The 18,320-nt window shown below is 68.5% G+C and carries 18 protein-coding genes; 8 read left to right on the top strand and 10 right to left on the bottom strand.

Annotated elements, in window-relative coordinates:
- Positions 1-17 precede the first annotated feature (17 nt).
- Complete coding sequence (locus EET10_RS11195) at positions 18-698, bottom strand: hypothetical protein (protein ID WP_081260657.1); 681 nt, start codon at positions 696-698, stop codon at positions 18-20.
- A gap of 184 nt (positions 699-882) precedes the next feature.
- Here EET10_RS11195 and EET10_RS11190 point away from each other — a divergent pair, with 184 nt between their 5' ends.
- Positions 883-2,517 (top strand): PE family protein, encoded by a 1,635-nt coding sequence (locus EET10_RS11190; RefSeq protein ID WP_099188259.1) that lies wholly within the window; start codon positions 883-885, stop codon positions 2,515-2,517.
- Between the two features lie 17 nt (positions 2,518-2,534).
- Here the strand turns inward: EET10_RS11190 and ruvB are convergent, their stop codons facing one another.
- From ruvB to ruvC, 3 genes are read right to left on the bottom strand one after another with little or no spacing between them, the layout of a single operon-like run.
- The gene (gene ruvB, locus EET10_RS11185; RefSeq protein ID WP_036401346.1) at positions 2,535-3,581 is read right to left on the bottom strand and encodes a Holliday junction branch migration DNA helicase RuvB; all 1,047 of its coding nucleotides are present in this window, start codon (positions 3,579-3,581) and stop codon (positions 2,535-2,537) included.
- The gene (gene ruvA, locus EET10_RS11180) at positions 3,578-4,165 is read right to left on the bottom strand and encodes a Holliday junction branch migration protein RuvA (RefSeq protein WP_036401349.1); all 588 of its coding nucleotides are present in this window, start codon (positions 4,163-4,165) and stop codon (positions 3,578-3,580) included. Before ruvA ends, ruvB begins: the two co-directional genes overlap by 4 nt.
- Positions 4,162-4,716 carry a crossover junction endodeoxyribonuclease RuvC gene (gene ruvC, locus EET10_RS11175; protein ID WP_036401521.1) on the bottom strand — a complete coding sequence of 185 codons (555 nt, stop codon included), beginning with the start codon at positions 4,714-4,716 and terminating at the stop codon, positions 4,162-4,164. The genes ruvA and ruvC overlap by 4 nt, the downstream gene beginning before the upstream one ends.
- A gap of 211 nt (positions 4,717-4,927) precedes the next feature.
- Between ruvC and EET10_RS11170 the strand changes: the two genes are divergently transcribed.
- Genes EET10_RS11170 through EET10_RS11150 form a run of 5 tightly spaced genes read left to right on the top strand, consistent with a single transcriptional unit; the run spans position 4,928 to position 8,542 of the window.
- Positions 4,928-5,548 carry a DUF4178 domain-containing protein gene (locus tag EET10_RS11170; RefSeq protein ID WP_036401351.1) on the top strand — a complete coding sequence of 207 codons (621 nt, stop codon included), beginning with the start codon at positions 4,928-4,930 and terminating at the stop codon, positions 5,546-5,548.
- A gap of 8 nt (positions 5,549-5,556) precedes the next feature.
- Entirely contained in the window at positions 5,557-6,060 is a 504-nt protein-coding gene (locus tag EET10_RS11165) for a DUF2617 family protein (protein WP_122502148.1), read from the top strand.
- Positions 6,057-6,488: a DUF4247 domain-containing protein gene (locus EET10_RS11160; protein ID WP_036401523.1), complete on the top strand. Its 432-nt coding sequence runs from the start codon at positions 6,057-6,059 to the stop codon at positions 6,486-6,488. The genes EET10_RS11165 and EET10_RS11160 overlap by 4 nt, the downstream gene beginning before the upstream one ends.
- Positions 6,489-6,536: 48 nt before the next feature.
- Positions 6,537-6,995 (top strand): DUF350 domain-containing protein, encoded by a 459-nt coding sequence (locus EET10_RS11155; RefSeq protein WP_211187927.1) that lies wholly within the window; start codon positions 6,537-6,539, stop codon positions 6,993-6,995.
- Complete coding sequence (locus tag EET10_RS11150; protein WP_036401360.1) at positions 6,992-8,542, top strand: polyamine aminopropyltransferase; 1,551 nt, start codon at positions 6,992-6,994, stop codon at positions 8,540-8,542. Before EET10_RS11155 ends, EET10_RS11150 begins: the two co-directional genes overlap by 4 nt.
- Positions 8,543-8,775: 233 nt before the next feature.
- Here the strand turns inward: EET10_RS11150 and EET10_RS11145 are convergent, their stop codons facing one another.
- From EET10_RS11145 to pdxS, 4 genes are all read right to left on the bottom strand, one after another.
- On the bottom strand, positions 8,776-9,537 hold the full coding sequence (locus EET10_RS11145; RefSeq protein ID WP_063467619.1) for a YebC/PmpR family DNA-binding transcriptional regulator: 762 nt from the start codon (positions 9,535-9,537) through the stop codon (positions 8,776-8,778).
- Between the two features lie 192 nt (positions 9,538-9,729).
- Entirely contained in the window at positions 9,730-10,326 is a 597-nt protein-coding gene (gene pdxT, locus EET10_RS11140) for a pyridoxal 5'-phosphate synthase glutaminase subunit PdxT (RefSeq protein ID WP_036401364.1), read from the bottom strand.
- Positions 10,323-11,159 (bottom strand): acyl-CoA thioesterase II, encoded by an 837-nt coding sequence (gene tesB, locus EET10_RS11135; protein ID WP_036401366.1) that lies wholly within the window; start codon positions 11,157-11,159, stop codon positions 10,323-10,325. The genes pdxT and tesB overlap by 4 nt, the downstream gene beginning before the upstream one ends.
- A gap of 9 nt (positions 11,160-11,168) precedes the next feature.
- Positions 11,169-12,092 (bottom strand): pyridoxal 5'-phosphate synthase lyase subunit PdxS, encoded by a 924-nt coding sequence (pdxS, locus tag EET10_RS11130; protein ID WP_036401368.1) that lies wholly within the window; start codon positions 12,090-12,092, stop codon positions 11,169-11,171.
- A 391-nt stretch (positions 12,093-12,483) separates the two neighbouring features.
- On the opposite strand from pdxS, the gene EET10_RS11125 reads away from it, so the two are divergent.
- A complete protein-coding gene (locus EET10_RS11125; protein WP_425461707.1) occupies positions 12,484-13,926 on the top strand; it encodes a PPE family protein in 1,443 nt (480 codons plus the stop codon).
- A 223-nt stretch (positions 13,927-14,149) separates the two neighbouring features.
- A complete protein-coding gene (locus tag EET10_RS11120) occupies positions 14,150-16,063 on the top strand; it encodes a PE-PPE domain-containing protein (protein WP_099188253.1) in 1,914 nt (637 codons plus the stop codon).
- A 34-nt stretch (positions 16,064-16,097) separates the two neighbouring features.
- Here the strand turns inward: EET10_RS11120 and EET10_RS11115 are convergent, their stop codons facing one another.
- Positions 16,098-17,159 (bottom strand): NUDIX hydrolase, encoded by a 1,062-nt coding sequence (locus EET10_RS11115; RefSeq protein ID WP_099188251.1) that lies wholly within the window; start codon positions 17,157-17,159, stop codon positions 16,098-16,100.
- The gene (locus EET10_RS11110; protein WP_036401373.1) at positions 17,159-18,295 is read right to left on the bottom strand and encodes a glycosyltransferase family 4 protein; all 1,137 of its coding nucleotides are present in this window, start codon (positions 18,293-18,295) and stop codon (positions 17,159-17,161) included. The genes EET10_RS11115 and EET10_RS11110 overlap by 1 nt, the downstream gene beginning before the upstream one ends.
- Positions 18,296-18,320: the final 25 nt, after the last annotated feature.

Raw genomic sequence — 18,320 nt, 5'->3', positions numbered from 1 at the left:
CTGGCTTACACGCTGGCTTACACGCTGGCACGGTGTCGGCGCAGGAACCGGCTGCGGTGCTCGGTGCTTCCGGCTTCGCTGCTGGCCGCCGGCATTTTTTGTGCCCGCGGCATGGTGAGGGCATCGGCATACGTTGCGTCCGAATACGGTTCCGGCGACACCCCGGCCGCGGCTACGTCCGCCGCAGCGACCGGTTCCTCGGCCGGCGCCGTGACCGGCGCCGGCCGGACATCACGGGCCAGCCGCACCGCCAGGCGAGACAGGACCGCGCCGGCCAGGAAGACGATCAGCACCCCCAGTCCGGAGAAGTACGCGAGCTCCAACACGGCGCGCTTGCGATCCGTCGCGGCGACCGGATCCCCCACCGAGCCGATCCGCAACAGCGGGGCGAACTGGGTGCCGACCACGAACCATGCACCGGCGAGGGCGGCCAACCAGCCACCGAGCATCGCGATCGCGCGATTGCCGGAAATGATCAGCAGCAGACCCCCGACCGCCGCGGCGACACCCGGCAACACCTCGAGCCAACCCCGGGCGGCGGTCCACGCCTGACCCGGCGTGTAGGCGAAATCGAATCTGGGACCGATGAACGGAACCAGCGCACCCCAGGCGCCCAGAATCACTAGGAGTAATCCGGTCACCACTCCGCGGGAGCGCGGCATCCGCAGCGTTGCGGGACGGTCTTCTGTGTGCTTCATGGCAGCCCTCCTCGTTAGGTACCGGCTTGGGTACCCCGACGGTCTGGCGATGTAACGCCCGGCCGCGCGATGACTACTCGATTTGTAGAAACCGCTGACAACGGTTGCCGAAGTGTCGACAATTACCTCCGGCATTGCTTACAGCTGTGGCTTATGTCACGTGACCGGGTTCGGGAGGGGTTCGATGTCGTTTGTGTTCGCAGTTCCGGAGTTTCTGACGACGGCAGCGCAGGATGCGGCCGCAATCGGCACGTCGCTGAGTACGGCAAACGCCGCGGCAGCATCGTCCACGACAGGAGTGCTGGCGGCCGGTGCCGACGAGGTGTCGCAGGCCATTACGGCACTGTTCAACGGCTACGCCGCGCAGTACCAGTCGATGAGCGCCAAGGCCGCGCAGCTTCATCAGAGTTTTGTCCAAACGCTGAACGCGGCCAGTGGGGCGTATGCGGGCGCCGAGGCGGCTAATGTCACGCCGTTGCAGACGTTGGAGCAGAGCCTGTTGGGCGCCATCAACGCGCCCGCCCAGACGTTGTTCGGGCGGCCGTTCATCGGCAATGGCGCGGACGGGACGGCGACAAGTCCCAACGGCGGTGCCGGTGGCATCTTGTACGGCAACGGCGGCAACGGCTTCTCCCAAACGACGGCCGGGCAGCCTGGCGGCGCGGGTGGCTCCGCGGGCCTGATCGGCAACGGCGGCAACGGTGGGGCCGGTGGGGCCGGTGCCGCCGGCGGAGTCGGCGGCACCGGCGGTTGGCTGATCGGCAATGGCGGCGCCGGCGGCGCCGGCGGCGCCACGAGCGTTGTCGGCGGGACGGGTGGTGCCGGCGGCGCGGGCGGCAACGCGCCGTTGCTCGGCTGGGGCGGCCACGGCGGCGCCGGCGGCGCTGCTGCCTCGGGTACCGGCGGAGTCGGCGGGGCCGGCGGCGCCGCCGGCTCACTCTTGTCGCTCGGCACTGCGGGCGGTGACGGCGGGGCCGGCGGGACCGGCCTGACCGGCGGCGCCGGGGGCGGCGGCGGCCAGGGACAGGGACTGCTGTTCGGCCTCGGCGGTGACGGCGGAGCCGGCGGAGCGGGTGACACCGCCGGCGGCGACGGCGGTGCCGGCGGCGTCGGCGGGGGTCGCCTGTTCGGCCTGGGCGGCAACGGTGGCGCCGGCGGCGCCGCCACCGGCGCCACCGGTGTCGGTGGTGACGGTGGCGCCGGCGGCGCCGGCGGCGCCAACTTCGGCTACGGGCAGGGCGGTGCCGGCGGCCTCGGTGGCTACGGCATCTCGAAGGGCGGCGCAGGCGGCGCGGGCGGCGTGGCAGGCACACTCGCCGGCGTGGGCGTCGGCGGTTTCGGTGGCGTCGGTGGTGCCGGCAACGTCGGCGGCGGCGGCGGGCAAGGCGGCGAAGCGGCCGCGCTTGTCGGCGCGGGCATCGGCGGCGGCGGCGGACAGGGTGGATTCGGCGTGATTACCGGCGGCGCCGGCGGCCAGGCCGGCCAGGGCGTGGCGCTCACCGGCCTGGGCGTCGGCGGTGTCGGCGGATTTGGCGGCGACAGTGTCACCGGCACCGGCGGCAACGGCGGTGCCGGCGGCGACGCCGGCGGCTTCCTCGCCCTCAACTTCGCCGGCAACGGCGGCAACGCCGGCCAGGGTGCAGGGCCTGCCAACGGCGGCAATGGCGGTCGCGTCGGGATCGTCAACAATGGTGCCTTCACGCCGACGCTGTACGGCTTCGGCGGTAACGGTGGCAACGGCGTCAACGGTGGCACCGGCGGCACCGGCGGCACCGGCGGCATCCTTGGCGGCGCCAACGGAACCAACGGATCGCCCTAGCCCCCTCAAGAAATCGCTCAGTCGAACAGCCCCGGTTGGCCCAGCCCGGTGACGCCCGCCGGCGGGGTCATGCCCAGGTGCGTCCAGGCGAGCGCGGTGGCCACCCGGCCGCGCGGCGTACGGGCGATCATGCCGGCGCGCACCAGGAACGGCTCGCACACCTCCTCCACCGTGGCCGCCTCCTCGCCGACCGCGACCGCCAGCGTCGAGACCCCGACCGGGCCGCCGCCGAAGCTGCGGGTCAGGGCGGACAGCACCGCGCGGTCCAGTCGGTCCAGGCCCAGCTCGTCGACGTCGTAGACCGCCAGCGCCGACTTGGCGACATCGCGAGTGATGACGCCGTCGGCGCGGACCTCGGCGAAGTCACGGACGCGGCGCAGTAGCCGGTTGGCGATCCGCGGCGTTCCCCGGGAGCGGCGGGCGATCTCCGCTCCGGCCTCGGTACCCAGTTCGATGCCCAGAATGCCGGCCGAGCGGGCCAGCACCCGCTCCAGCTCGGCCGGCTCGTAGAAGTCCATGTGTGCGGTGAAGCCGAACCGGTCGCGCAGCGGGCCGGTCAGCGCCCCGGATCTGGTGGTGGCACCGACCAGGGTGAACGGCGCGATCTCCAGCGGGATCGATGTGGCGCCGGGACCCTTGCCGACCACCACGTCGACCCGGAAGTCCTCCATCGCCAGATACAGCATCTCCTCGGCGGGCCGGGCGATGCGGTGGATCTCGTCGATGAACAGCACGTCATGCTCGACCAGGTTGGACAGCATCGCGGCCAGGTCGCCCGCACGTTCCAAGGCCGGGCCCGACGTCACCCGAAGCGACGACCCGAGCTCGCCGGCGATGATCATCGCCAGTGACGTCTTACCCAGACCCGGGGGGCCGGACAGCAGGATGTGATCCGGTGTGCCGCCGCGGTTTCGGGCTCCCTCGATGACCAGCTGGAGCTGTTCGCGCACCCGGGGCTGGCCGATGAACTCGCACAACGAGCGGGGCCGCAGGCTGCCGTCGATATCGCCCTCGCCCACGGCCAGGGCCGGCGATACGTCGCGGTCGGACGGTTCGTCGCTCATCGGGCCTTACCCAGCAGCGCCAGGGCGGCCCGCAATGCACCCGACGTCGTGGCCTCGGCGTCTCCGGCCAGCACCTTGTCGGTGGCCTCCTCGGCCTGCTTGGCGGCAAAGCCCAGCCCGACGAGGGCCTCCACCACCGGCGTGCGGACCGCATGACCGTTGAGCGCGGGAGCGGCCGTCCCCGCCGGACCCACTTTGTCGCGCAACTCCAGCACCATCCGTTCGGCGCCGCGTTTGCCGATGCCGGGCACCCGCGTCAACGCCGCGACGTCGCCGTCGGCCAGCGCCCGGCGCAGCGCCGCGGCGTCGTGTACGGCCAGCGTCGCCATCGCCAGGCGCGGCCCGACACCGGAGACCGACAACAACGTCAGGAACAGGTCGCGGTTTTCCCGGTCGGCGAATCCGTACAGCGTCATCGAATCCTCGCGCACGATCATCGCCGTGACCAGCCGCGCCTCGGTCCCCTGCCGCAAGGTCGCCAGCGTCGACGGCGTCGCGTTGACCCGGTAACCGACACCGGACGCCTCGATCACCACGTGATCGAGGGCCACCTCCAGCACCTCACCGCGGACCGAGGCGATCATCGCGCGGCCTTCAGTTTGGCCAGATAGGCGTGACGCTGCTGGGCCGCCAGCGCCTCGGCGCGCGCGATCCGGGCGATCATCGGCGCCCGCCAGCAATGGCAGATCGCCAACGCCAACGCGTCGGCCGCATCGGCCGGCGTCGGTTTGGCTTGCAGCGCAAGGATTCTGGTGACCATCGCGGTGACCTGAGCCTTGTCGGCGCCACCGTTGCCGGTGACCGCGGCCTTGACCTCGCTGGGAGTGTGGAAGTGTACGTCGATGTCGCGTTTGGCCGCCGCCAGGGCGATCACCCCCCCGGCCTGCGCGGTACCCATGACCGTCGTCACGTTCTGCTGGGAGAACACCCGCTCGATGGCCAGAACGTCGGGACGGTGGGTGTCCAGCCAGTGCTCGACGGCGTCATTGATGGCCAGCAGCCGCTTCGCCAGCGCGGTATCCGAGGGGGTGCGCACCACGTCGACATCGAGCGCGACGAGGTCCCGGCCCCGGCCGCTTTCCACCAGCGACAGACCGCACCGCGTCAACCCGGGATCGACTCCCATTACCCGCACCGCATTGCCCTTTCGCAGCCCTTTCACGGCCCTTTCACACCGAACAGCTGTTCGATAGCCTAGCGGGTGGGTGTGACAAGGCCGGGCAGGACACGCGGTTTGAACCGCGCGTCCGGAGGCAGCCCCTGACGCATGCCTCTTATCCGGACCCGGCCCGGCGCGAAGCTGTTACGTTAGGGCGCACGTCGGCTCGCCGTAGGGAAGGGTTGAGGTGGGATCACTGATGGTGGTGCTCGCGGTGGCATTGTTCATCGCGTCGCTTCTCGTTCTCGTCGTCGCTCTCAAGCGTCCCAAGACCCCGAAACCACCGGGCAACCGACAAGATCCCCTGTCTTTCAACGCGATGCCGCAGTTCGGCCCGCGTCAACTCGGCCCCGGCGCCATCGTCAGCTATGGCGGTGTCGACTATGTGGTTCGCGGATCGGTCACCTACCGTGAGGGACCGTTCGTCTGGTGGGAGCACCTGCTGGAGGGCGGCGACGAGCCGATGTGGTTCAGCGTCGAAGACGACGACGGGCGGCTCGAGCTGGCGATGTGGGTGAAACGCACCGACCTTGCCGTGCAGCCCGACGGCGACCAGGTGCTCGACGGCGTGACGTTTCAAGAGTCGGAGCGGGGCCATGCCGGCTACACCACCGAGGGGACGACGGGCCTGCCCGCGGGCGGCGAGATGGACTACGTCGACTACGTCGGTGCCGGTCAGGGGGGCGACGAGACCGCCTTGTTGTCATTCGAGCGCTGGGCACCCGACATGCCCTGGGAGATATCCACCGGCAAAGCGGTGCTGCCCGGCGAGCTGACCGTCTACCCCGCTCCCCCGGCGTCCGCATAGGACCATCGGTGCCGCTTCATCAGCTCGCGGTCGCTCCGGCTGACGTATCGGGGGCCCGGCTGCGGCTGGCCATCAACGCGCCGCCGCCCCGGCCCCTGGCCAGCCATCGGTTGGACCACCCCGACGGCGGCACCCTGCTGCTCGGCGTGCTGGGGGCATCGCATGTCATCACCGTGAACCACGGTGGCACCACCTTTTCCGAGCAGATCTCGTGTTCGGCCCGCAACCGGGGCGCGAGTCTGCCGGCGCGCACCGAGGCTCCCGGCTACCGGCTGGAATCCCGTAGCGACACCTACGACGAGTCCGCGTTCCGCCGCCTCGCACACGAGCTGCGCCAGCGGTGCGCGTGCGACGACGGGTGGCTGGGCGGCATGTTCCCCGGCGATGACGCCGCGCTGACCGCGCTGGCGGCCGAACCCGACGGCACCGGCTGGCGCTGGCGGACCTGGCACCTCTACCCGACCGGCTCCGGCGGGTCGGTGGTGTACACCGCGAGCCGGTGGCAACCGTGAGCCGCAACCGCCTGTTTCTGATTGCCGCGGGGCTGGCCGTCGCCGCCACGGTGTCGTTGGTTTCGGGAGTAGTGCTGCTGAACAAGAACATCAGCTCGTATATCGCGTCGCACTATCGCGAAGAATCCCGCGACGCCAACGGAACGCGTTACCTCTGCACGGGATCAGCACATCAGGTGGCCGACACACTGGCCCGCTATCAGGCCCCCGCGGCACGCGCGGCCAGCGGCGACAACGAATACCTGCGCTACCGAAACAACATCGTGGTCGTCGGCCCCGACGGCTCCTACCCGTGCAGCATCCGCGTCGAACCCCTGAGTGCGGGCTACAGCCACGGCTCATTCATCTTCCTCGGTCCGGGATTCACTCCCGGGTCTCCGTCGGGCGGCTCGGGGGGCAGCCCGGGCGGGCCGGGCGGCAGCAAGTAGGACGAGTACCCAAAGGAGAAAGCCATGCAGCAGGCGTTACATCAGGCATTGCATCAGGTGGGAGTCGATTTCGGCACCGTCAACTTCACCCCGATCCTGCATGGCGTGGTGGCGACCATCTTGTACTTCCTGGTGGGTGCGGCCGTCCTGGTCGCGGGTTTCCTGATGGTCGATGTGCTGACTCCGGGCAACCTGCGCCGCCTGGTGTTCATCGATCGGCGGCCCAACGCCGTCGTCCTGGCCTCGGCGATGTATGCGGCGCTGGCCATCGTCATCATTACCGCCATTCACACCAGTTCCAGCCAGCTGGGCCAGGGGCTGGTCGACGTCGCCGTCTACGGGGGCGTCGGGGTGGCGCTGCAGGGGGCGGCACTGCTCATTCTCGAGATTGCCGTGCCCGGTCGCTTCCGCGAGCACGTCGAGGAACCGACGCTACATCCGGCGGCATTCGCCACGGCGGTGATGATGCTGGCCGTCGGGGGTGTGATCGCCGCCGCGCTGTCATGACGTCGACACAGCAGGCGCCGGTTGCGGCCTCGCCGCGCTGGCGCGCGGTGCTGCTGGCCGCCGTCGCCGCCTGCGCGGCCTGCGGCATCGTCTACGAGCTCGCACTGCTCACCCTGTCGGCCAGCCTGGACGGCGGCGGCATCGTCGCCACGTCACTGATCGTCGCCGGCTACATCGCCGCGCTGGGCGCCGGCGCGCTGCTGGTCAAGCCGCTGCTGGTGCGCGCGGCCATCACCTTCATCACCGTGGAGGTACTGCTGGGCATTGTCGGAGGCTTGTCGGCGGCGGCCTTGTACGTGACGTTCGCGTTCATCGGCGGATCGCTGTGGGTGCTGGCGCTGGGCACCGCGCTGATCGGCGGTCTGGTCGGCGCCGAGGTGCCGCTGCTGATGACACTGCTGCAGAGCGGCCGGGTGGCCGAAGCGACCGATACCGGCCGGACGCTGGCCAACCTGACCGCGGCCGATTATCTGGGCGCGTTGCTCGGCGGGCTCGGTTGGCCGTTTGTGCTGCTGCCGCATCTGGGGATGATCCGCGGCGCGGCCGCCACCGGCATCGTCAACCTCGTGGCCGCGGCCGTCGTGTCGATCTTCCTGCTGCGGCGGGTCGTCGGCGCTCGCCAGCTGGCGACGGCGCTGGGCGCGCTGGCCGCGGCCCTTGGGCTGCTGGTGACGCTGTTGGTGGGTGCGCGCGGGATCGAGACGACCAGCCGGCAGCGGCTCTACGCCGACCCGATCATCGCCTACCGGCACACGGCATATCAGGAGATCGTGGTGACGCGGCGCGGTGACGACCTGCGGCTCTACCTCGACGGCGGATTGCAGTTCTCCACCGTGGACGAGTACCGCTACACCGAAAGCCTGGTCTATCCCGCGCTCGGCTCAGGTGCCCGTTCGGTTCTGGTGCTAGGTGGGGGCGACGGCCTGGCCGCCCGTGAGCTACTGCGTCAACCCGGTGTGCGGCAGATCGTTCAGGTGGAGCTTGACCCCGCGGTCATCGAATTGGCGCGCACCACCATGCGCGGGGCCAATGGAGGTTCGCTGGACGACCCGCGGGTGCACGTGGTGATCGATGATGCGATGAGCTGGCTGCGCGGCTCGGACCGGGGTCCCTTCGACGCGGTCATCACCGACCTGCCCGACCCGGACACGCCCGCGCTGGGCCGTCTGTACTCGGCCGAGTTCTACACGCTGGCCGCGCGTGCACTGGCCCCCGGCGGCCTGATGGTGGTGCAGGCGGGCAGCCCGTTCTCGACGCGGACCGCGTTCTGGCGGACGGTCTCGTCGGTGCAGGCCGCGGGGCATGCGGTGACGCCGTACCACGTTTATGTCCCCACGTTCGGTGACTGGGGCTTCGTCCTGGCGCGCCGCGGGTCCACCGCCCCCACGCCGACGATGCCGAGCGATGCGCCCCCGCTGCGGTTCCTCAACCAGCAGGTGCTCGATGCGGCCACGGTGTTCCCGGGCGACGTGGCGCCACGCCCGCTCGAGCCGTCAACCCTGGACAATCCGCGCATCGTCGAGGACATGCGTCACGGATACGACTAACCGGTGGCGCCAGCCGGTGTTAGCCGTCGTTGCCGGAGCCGCCGTCGGTTCCGCGGGCCACCTCGTGATCCCCAAGCCGAATCGCGACGGCCTTGGCTTGCGCGGCAACGTAATAGGTAAAGATCACCGAGTCGATGGGCGCATTGAGAAGTGCGTGCGGCCGGGACGTACGAGCGGCGGCGAGGAGAGTTCAAGCTGGTGACCTGACGTGGCGGCGCGCTTGATCGCCATGCTCATTCCTCGTCGAGAGCGAGAGCCGCCAACACCTCGTCGGACACGTCGACATTGGTCCACACGTTCTGCACGTCATCGCTATCCTCCAGCGCGTCGACGAGCTTGAACACCTTGCGGGCGCCGTCAACATCCACCGGCACACTGACCGACGGCTGGAAACCGGCTTCCGCCGACTCGTAGTCAATCCCCGCGTCCTGCAACGCGGTGCGCACCGCGACCAGATCACCTGGTTCGGCGACCACTTCGAAACTGTCGCCCAGGTCGTTGACCTCCTCGGCACCGGCATCCAGCACCGCGGTCAGCACGTCATCTTCGGTTAGGCCGTTCTTGTCCAGGGTGACCACGCCCTTGCGAGAGAACAGATAGGACACCGACCCCGGATCGGCCATGGTGCCGCCGTTGCGCGTCATGGCCACCCGCACCTCGCTGGCGGCACGGTTGCGATTGTCGGTCAGGCACTCGATCAACACCGCCACGCCGTTGGGCGCGTAACCCTCGTACATGATGGTCTGCCAGTCGGCGCCACCGGCTTCCTCGCCGGCACCGCGCTTGCGGGCCCGCTCGATGTTCTCATTGGGCACCGAGCTCTTCTTGGCCTTCTGGATGGCGTCGTACAGGGTCGGGTTGCCCGCCGGGTCACCGCCGCCGACACGGGCTGCGACCTCGATGTTCTTGATCAGCCGGGCGAACATCTTGCCGCGACGGGCGTCGACGACGGCCTTCTTGTGCTTGGTGGTAGCCCACTTGGAATGGCCGCTCATCGCTGTGGTGTACCTCTTCTTTTTGGGTTCTGTTGCTTGAAAGTTCGCCCAACGAGTCTACGTGGACCGCAGGTGGTGGTCGTCTGGCCGGCTCCCGTCCACCGAGCCTGTAATTCTGCAGGGGAAGTTCGAGTACGAGCCTGCAGAATTACAGGCTCGATGATGCTGCGCCCATGAAGGCGCCCGGAGACCTCAGCGCCGACCCCGGACGATGTCGACGAACAGCTGATGGATACGACGATCGCCGGTGATCTCGGGGTGGAACGCCGTCGCCAACACCACGCCCTGCCGCACCGCGACGATATGGCCCGCGGCCCGGGCCAGCACCTGCACACCCTCGCCGGCCCGCTCGACCCATGGCGCCCTGATGAACACCGCACGCACCGGGTCGCCCAGGCCGGCGAACGCGACATCGCCCTCAAACGAATCGACTTGTCGCCCAAAGGCGTTGCGCCGCACGGTCATATCGATCCCACGCAGCGGCACGGCCTCGCGGCCGCGGGCGCCGGCGTCCAGAATTTCGCTGGCAAGCAGGATCATGCCGGCACACGCGCCGTACGCGGGAAGGCCCTCGGCCAGCCGCGCCCGCAGCGGCTCCAGCAAGTCGAAATCGCGCAGCAGATGGCTGATGGTTGTGGACTCGCCGCCCGGCAGCACCAGCGCATCCACCGCGTCCAGCTCGTCGCGGCGGCGCACCGGCATCGCCTCGGCTCCGGCTTCACGCAGTGCCGCGAGATGCTCCCGGGTGTCCCCCTGCAATGCCAGGACACCGACCTTCGGCGGACTCACGGCTGGTATCCGTGGCGATAACGAGTCAGCCCCTCCTGCATGACGGCCGCCACCAGCTCACCGCGCTGGGTAAAGATCTTCCCGTGGGTGAGGGCGCGACCGCCGCCGGCCGACGGCGAGGACTGGTCGTACAGCAGCCATTCGTCGGCGCGGAAAGACCGCATGAACCACATCGCGTGATCCAGCGATGCCACCTGCAGATGCTCTCGCTCCTTGAGGTGGGTGACCTGCGCCGAACCGAGGAGGGTGAGGTCGCTCATATAGGCGAGCGCGCAGATGTGCAGCACCGGATCGTCGGGCAGCGGATCGTGGTGGCGAAACCACACCTGTTGCTGGGAAGCCTTGCCGGGCAAACACTGCAACTGCTCCCGCGGCACAATCCGCACGTCCCACTCCTCGAACTGCCGGAAACCGGCGTCGTCGAATACCCGCACCGAGCGCAATCCGGGCAGATCGTCAGGTGGCGGGGCGGCCGGCATCTGGTCCTGGTGGCTGATGCCTTGCTGATGGGTCTGAAAGGACGCCCCCATGCTGAAGATGATTTCCCCATGCTGAATGGCAGTGACCCGCCTGGTGGCGAACGATCCGCCATCGCGCGTGCGCTCGACCAGAAAAACGGTGCGTTCCTTGGCATCTCCGGGCCGAAGAAAGTATCCGTGTAACGAGTGGACTCGATACGACGGGTCGACGGTGCGCACGGCCGACACCAGCGACTGCCCCGCGACATGGCCGCCGAACGTGCGCTGCAGAAAGCCTGACTCCGGGCTGAAGACGCTGCCCCGATAGATGTTGACCTCAAGTTGCTCGAGGTCGAGGATCTCTTCGATCGCCACGGAAGGTTCTTACCAGCCGCGCTCGGCGAGCCGGTGCGGCTGGGCGATCTGTTCGACGTTGATGCCGACCATCGGCTCGCCCAGCCCCCGCGACACCTTGGCCAGCATGTCGGGGTCGTCGTAGAAGGTGGTGGCTTTGACGATCGCGGCGGCCCGGTGTTCGGGGGCGCCGGACTTGAAGATGCCCGAGCCGACGAAGACGCCTTCGGCGCCGAGCTGCATCATCATCGCCGCATCGGCCGGGGTGGCGATCCCGCCGGCGGTGAACAGCGTCACCGGCAGCTTGCCGGAGCGGGCCACCTCGGCGACAAGGTCGTAGGGCGCCTGCAACTCCTTTGCCGCCACATACAATTCATCCTCCGACAGCGACGTCAGCCGGCGGATCTCGCCGCTGATGGCCCGCATGTGGGTGGTGGCATTGGAGACATCGCCGGTGCCGGCCTCGCCTTTGGAGCGGATCATGGCCGCGCCCTCGCTGATCCGGCGCAGCGCTTCACCGAGGTTGGTCGCCCCGCACACGAACGGCACGGTGAACTTCCACTTGTCGATGTGATGGGTGTAGTCGGCCGGAGTCAGCACCTCGGACTCGTCGATGTAGTCCACGCCCAGGCTCTGCAGGATCTGCGCCTCCACGAAATGACCGATGCGCACCTTGGCCATCACCGGGATGGTGACCGCGGAGATGATGCCCTCGATCATTTCGGGGTCGCTCATCCGCGACACCCCGCCGTGGGCGCGGATGTCGGCGGGCACCCGTTCCAGCGCCATCACCGCGACCGCGCCGGCACCCTCGGCGATGCGGGCCTGCTCCGCGGTGACGACGTCCATAATCACGCCGCCCTTGAGCATCTCGGCCATACCACGCTTGACCCGCGCCGTACCGGCCTGGCCGTTGACCGACCCGGATGACGCGGCCCCGTTCGAGGTGTCCACTACCTTCTTCTCTCCTTCGATGCGGGCACCAGTCTAGTGGTCAGCAAAAACCGCGTTTTTCGGCTCCGTGCGGCGGTGCGGGCGCTAGTCAGGCCGCGTTCAGACGGTGAACCAATCGGCCGGCAACCCTTTGCGCCCCAACGTCGTTAGGGGCCGACCAAATTTGCCGAAGCCCAGGCGAGCGCCCCCACCCTGTCATACAGTCATTGACGTCCTTTCGGGCAGGACCTCAATTCCATTGGGTTTTCACTCGCCCGTGCGCGGCGGCCGTCGGCGTACGAAAGTCCGCGGCCATCGGCGCCACATCGCACGGCAGCTGAGAGCGCCTGCTGCGAAGGAAACGCGTGTCATGAACTTCACCGTGCTACCGCCGGAGATCAACTCGGCGCGGATGTACGCCGGCGCCGGTCCGGCGCCGATGTTGGCGGCGGCGGCCGCCTGGGACGGGCTGGCCGCCGACCTACAGGCGTCGGCGACCTCGTTCGAGTCGGTCGCCTCGGGTCTGGCGGCATCCTGGCAGGGCGCTGCATCGGCCGCGATGACGGCCGCGGCCGCACCATATCTGGCCTGGCTGAGCGCGGCCGCGCAGCACGCCGAGCAGACGGCCGGACAGGCCCGGATGGCCGCGAGCACCTTCGAGGCCGCGCTGACGGCCACGGTGCACCCGGCGATGGTCAGCGTCAACCGGACTCAGCTGGTGTCGCTGATCGCGTCGAACCTGCTGGGCCAGAACGCCCTGGCGATCGCGGCCACCGAGGCCGAATACGAGCAGATGTGGGCCCAGAATGTGGCCGCCATGTCCGGTTACCACTCCAATGCGTCGGCACTGGCCAGCCGGCTGATTCCATGGCAGCAGCTGACGAGCGGTCTGTCGACAACCGGCGCAGGGCCGGTGGCGATGGGGCCGGGCACGGCGCTCGTCATGGGCACCGCCTTCCTGCAGCCGACGTCGAGCTATGTAAGCCGCATCGACCAGTTGTTCATCGCCCCGATCCACCCCGGCTTCCTCGCCCAAGGCCTGTACACCCCTGAGCAGTACTGGCCGCTCACCGGTCTGACGAGTCTGACCGTCGGCCAGTCGATGGTGCAGAGCGCGAAAGTGCTCAACGACGCGATCATGGCGCAGAACGGCAGCCCCACCCTGGTATTCGGCTACTCGCAGAGCGCCTCGGTTGCCACCCTGGAAATGCAGCACCTACTGACCCTGCCCGCCGACCAACGGCCCACAGCTGACCAGCTGTCATTTGTGCTGGCCGCCAACCCCAACCGCCCCAACGGCGGATTCCTCGAGCGCTTCCACGGTCTGTACATCCCGATTCTGGATCTGCCGTTCTTCGGCGCCACCCCGGCCAACGCCTACCCGACCACCGATTACGCAATCCAATACGACTTCCAGGCCGACTTCCCGCAGTACCCGCTCAACCTGCTCGCCGACGCCAACGCCGTCGCCGGCCAGTTCTACATCCACTCCAGCTACCCAAACCTCACGCCCGCCCAGATCGCTACCGGTGTGGCGCAGCCCGTGTCGCCGGCGGACACCATGACCAAATACATCCTGATCCCCACCCACGATCTGCCGCTACTTAACCCGCTGCGCGCGATCCCCATCCTGGGAAACCCGCTGGCCGACCTGGTGCAGCCGGATCTGCGAGTGCTCGTGGAGCTGGGCTACGACCGCACCGCGTATCAGGATGTGCCGACCCCCGCGGGGTTGTTCCCGCACTTGGACCCGCTGACCGTTGCCGGCCAACTGGTCGACGGAGCCGGCCAGGGCGTGCACGACGCACTGGTAGACCTGGGATTGCCGCCGCCGGCATTTCCGCCACTCTCCTGACCTAGCGCAACCCACCGAATAGGTTGCGGAACAAAGTTTTCGGTGCGTCACTCACCGGAAGCATCCGGTATCCGGTAACGGTTCCGAACAGAGACACACGCGCCTGACGCTCGGTTCGTTGCCGCCGCGGGCAAAAACCCGCGAGGGCTTGGTGGTGCTCGTAGACTGCTTGGCTATCGCAGGGGTGCGACGGCTGAGAACCAGCTCAGGAAGGCCAATAGCGATGAATTTCACTATCTTGCCCCCCGAAATCAATTCGGCACGTATGTATTTCGGTGCCGGCTTGGGCCCGATGGTCGCGGCGGCCTCAGCATGGGATGGGCTGGCCGCCCAGTTGGGCTCGGCGGCGGCCTCGTTTGAGTCGTTGACCTCGGGGTTGGCGGGCGGACCCTGGCAGGGTCCGGCGTCGGCGGCGATGCTGGGCGCGGCAGCGCCCTATGCCGCGTGGTTGCAGGCGACGGCTGGTGACGCCGAGCAGGCGGCCGCTCAGGCCCGGTCAGCGGTGCGCGCGTTCGAAGCGGCGCAGCCCGCCACCGTGCATCCCGCGATCATCGCAGGCAATCGGTCTCAGTTGCTTTCGCTGGTGATGTCCAACCTGTTCGGCCAAAACGCGCCGGCGATCGCGCTCGCCGAGGCCGAATACGAGCAGATGTGGGCTCAGGACGTGACCGCCATGCTGGGCTACCACCTGAGCGCCTCCGCAGCTGTCGCGCAGTTGCCGCCATGGCAGGAACTGCCGCAACGATTGGCGGACATGGCCGATAGCACCATTGCAAGCTGGCAGCTCCCGAACATCAACATCGGCACTGGAAACACCGGCAGCTTCAACATCGGCAACAACAACACCGGCAACTTCAACATCGGCAGTAATAACACCGGCAATGCCAACATCGGCAACGCAAACCTTGGCAGCTTCAACCTGGGTTTTGACAACGTGGGCAACTTCAACGCGGGTTGGAACAACTATGTCAATGCGAATGTCGGTACCCGTAACGTCGGCCTATTCAACATCGGCTTCGAGAACACCGGCGAGGCGAACGTCGGCATCTGGAACGTCGGCGTCCGCAACGTCGGCTTCGTCAACGTCGGTGAGGGATTGGTCGGTTTCGCGCAGCCCGGCGACGGCGACGTCGGGGTCACCAGCGTATTCGAGCGGCTGGGGGGCGGCGGCGTGGTGTTGACCCTGGGCGGCACCGCGTTCAGTCCGCTGCCCCGAATCTTCTACACCGCGGCCGTTTCGGACCTGTTCATCAACCCGGTCGACTCCGCCCTCGCCGGGTACGCCGCCAACTTCTTGGTGACGCCGTCCAAGCTGTGGCCGTTAACCGGCCTGGACAGCTTGAGCCTCGACAAATCGGTGGCCCGGGGCGTCGCGGATCTGGATGCGGCGATCATGACGCAATTTGCCCTGGGGCAAAAGACCGTCATCCTGGGCTACTCCCAAGGCGCCGTGGTGGTCGGCGAAGAACTGCGCCATCTCGCGACCTTGCCGGCCGACCAGCGGCCGGCCTTGAGCGATCTGTCCTTCGTGCTGATCGGTGATCCGTCCAACCCCAACGGTGGCATTCTGTCGCGCTTCCCCGGAGTGCACCTGCCGATCGCGGACTTTACGTTTTTCCCGGCGACTCCGGCCAACGTCTATCCCACCACCGTTTACTCGCTCGAATACGGCGGGATCAGCGATTTTCCGCAGTACCCGATCAATATCCTGGCAGACGTCAACGCCGTTGCCGGCGCCTTGATTCTGCACTCCCAATTCCCGGCCCTCACGCCCGAATGGGTTGCCACGGGCGTGGTTCAGCCGGTGACACCGGGCTCTCTGACCACCTACATCATGATTCCCGTCCAAGATCTGCCGATGTTGGCCCCGGTGCGCGCCATTCCCTTCGTCGGGGAGCCGCTGGCGGATTTGATCCAGCCCAACCTGAAGGTGCTGGTGAACTGGGGCTACGGCAACCTCGAACACGGTTACAGCCAGGGCCCGGCCGACGTTCCCACCCCGGCCGGGCTGTTCCCGGACATCAGCGTGTTCGACGTGGCCGCGGCGCTGCAGCGCGGCACCGCGCAGGGGATCAACGACTTTGTTGCCGATCTGGGCCTGCCGCCGATGTCATCGTGGCTGCCCCGGCTCGCCTGAGGCTCGATCCCGACCAAGCCAGACCACGCGCCGATCAGCGGATGGACTGCGGCACAACGGCATTGCGCATAGCGTCGCCCGACGCATCCGCCAGCCGATTGGCTTCGGGCAGCAGCTCGCCGAGCTGCAACGGGTACACCTGCTCGCCGGCGGCCACCAGCTCGGCGATGTCATCGGCGCTACACCAGCGCGCGCCGTGAATGTAGCGGCGCTCCAGCTCGGTTCGGCCCTCGATGGACGGCTCGAACCGCTGCGTGCGGTACACCAGGTAGAACTCTTCACTGTCGAGCAGCGAGCCGTTGAACTCGAAGACGTCGTGGCGTCGCCAGATGGGTCCGACCAAGTCGGCCGGCTCGACCTGCAGACCGGTTTCCTCGGCCAGCTCACGCGCAGCCGCCGCAGCCAGCTGCTCCCCGTTGCGCACCTCACCGCCGACGGTGAACCACCACCGAGGCGCCGCGGGTCGATCAGATTCCCTGGCCGCCGGGTCAGAGCCGCGCAGCAACAGCACCGCGCCGGTCTCGTCGAGCAGCACCACGCGTGCCGAGGTGCGTCGGATCAGGTCACCGTGGTCACCCCGGTCGCCGTGGGCCAGCGCGTGGGGACGCTCCGCGATTTCGAAATACGTTGGCAGCGGCGCTCTTCCACCGAGCCGGAAAGCACGCACCATGCGCCGCTCGCGCAGCACGAGGGTGTCGCGCACGGCGTCGTTGTGGAATCTGCGGGCCAGCACCACCCGGGCTTCGGCGTCGGCCAGCTCGGCAGCCAGCGCCGTCGGCAGCGACGCCGGGTCGACCACCGCCAGCGCGGCGGAGAGCTCGTTTTCCGCGGCCTCGCGCGCCTGCCGAGGGGCGCGCTCGGCCGCGTCGGCCAGGTCCGCCAACCGCCTGCCCTCGGGCGCATCGCCGTAAGCCTCGATCGCCACCGCGCGCGCCACCACCGCGCGCCGCGCCAGCGCACCGTCGAGCGCCTGCCAGGACAGGTCGTAGCGGACGTGCAGCCGGTCCAGCCGGTTGGCCCGCTGATAACCCCAGGCGCCGAACGCCACCAGCACCACGAACAACACGGCGACGACGGCGACGAGTAGCCACGTCATCAGCTGGCGACCTGCACCTTGACGCCAGACCCGGCGACCGTCTCGTATACCCGCATGATCTGGCTGGCCACCACCGACCAGTCGTAGCGACGCACCGCGTCAGCACCGGCAGCGACGTACCGGCGACGCAGCGCGTCGTCGTCGAGCACCCGGATCAGCGCATCGGCCAGCGCGGCGGCCTGTAAATCCGGGGGGTCGACCGGAACCAGACATCCCAACTCGCCGTCTCGCAGCACGCGCCGGAAGGCGTCCAAATCGCTGGCCACCACCGGGGTTCCGGCGGCCATCGCCTCGACCAGGACGATGCCGAAACTCTCGCCGCCGGTGTTGGGGGCGCAGTACACGTCGGCGCTGCGCATCGCCGAGGCCTTGCCGGCGTCGTCGACCTGGCCCAGGAAGCGCATGTGTTCTGCCAGCGGACCTGCGTGGCTGCGCAACTGGTCCTCGTCGCCGCGGCCGACGATCAGCAGCTGCACCTCCGGGAAACGCTGCACGACAGCGGGCAACGCGGCCAGCAGGACGGCCATGCCTTTGCGGGACTCGTCGTAGCGGCCCAGGAACAGCACCGTCTTGCCCGGCCGCGGATATCCGTCCAACGGCGATGCCGAGGCGAAGAAAGCCACGTCCACGCCGTTGGGGATCTCCACCGCGTCCGAACCCAGCGCCTCCATCTGCCAGCGCCGGGCCAGATCCGACACCGCGATCCGCCCGACGATCTTCTCGTGCATCGGCCGCAGGATGCCCTGGAACACCGTCAGGGTCAGCGACTTGGTGGTCGACGTGTGAAACGTCGCCACGATCGGGCCTTCCGCGATGTTCAGGGCCAGCATCGACAAGCTGGGCGCGTTGGGCTCGTGCAGATGCAGGACGTCGAAATCACCTTCGGACAGCCACTTCTTGACCTTGCGGTGCGTCGCCGGGCCGAACCGCAGCCGCGCCACCGACCCGTTGTAGGGAATCGGCACCGCCTTGCCGCCGGAGACCACATAGTCGGGCAGGGCGGCATGCGGCGACGCCGGCGCGAGCACGCTGACCTCGTGCCCGCGGGCGCGCATCACCTCCGCGAGCTGCAACACATGCGACTGCACGCCACCCGCCACGTCGAACGAGTACGGACAGACCATGCCGATGCGCATCAGGCTTTCCTCAATTGCCTCAATT

The sequence above is a fragment of the Mycobacterium pseudokansasii genome (assembly GCF_900566075.1).
GTDB classification, from domain to species: domain Bacteria; phylum Actinomycetota; class Actinomycetes; order Mycobacteriales; family Mycobacteriaceae; genus Mycobacterium; species Mycobacterium pseudokansasii.
The sequence above is the reverse complement of the archived record's forward strand: the minus strand, read 5'-3'. Positions and strand labels throughout refer to the sequence as shown.

Coding starts and splice junctions, on each gene's coding strand:
- EET10_RS11195 (WP_081260657.1), bottom strand. CDS start 698: ATGAAGCACACAGAAGACCGTCCCGCAACGCTGCGGATGCCGCGCTCC.
- EET10_RS11190 (WP_099188259.1), top strand. CDS start 883: ATGTCGTTTGTGTTCGCAGTTCCGGAGTTTCTGACGACGGCAGCGCAG.
- ruvB (WP_036401346.1), bottom strand. CDS start 3,581: ATGAGCGACGAACCGTCCGACCGCGACGTATCGCCGGCCCTGGCCGTG.
- ruvA (WP_036401349.1), bottom strand. CDS start 4,165: ATGATCGCCTCGGTCCGCGGTGAGGTGCTGGAGGTGGCCCTCGATCAC.
- EET10_RS11150 (WP_036401360.1), top strand. CDS start 6,992: ATGACGTCGACACAGCAGGCGCCGGTTGCGGCCTCGCCGCGCTGGCGC.
- EET10_RS11145 (WP_063467619.1), bottom strand. CDS start 9,537: ATGAGCGGCCATTCCAAGTGGGCTACCACCAAGCACAAGAAGGCCGTC.
- EET10_RS11125 (WP_425461707.1), top strand. CDS start 12,484: ATGTACGCCGGCGCCGGTCCGGCGCCGATGTTGGCGGCGGCGGCCGCC.
- EET10_RS11120 (WP_099188253.1), top strand. CDS start 14,150: ATGAATTTCACTATCTTGCCCCCCGAAATCAATTCGGCACGTATGTAT.
- EET10_RS11115 (WP_099188251.1), bottom strand. CDS start 17,159: ATGACGTGGCTACTCGTCGCCGTCGTCGCCGTGTTGTTCGTGGTGCTG.
- EET10_RS11110 (WP_036401373.1), bottom strand. CDS start 18,295: ATGCGCATCGGCATGGTCTGTCCGTACTCGTTCGACGTGGCGGGTGGC.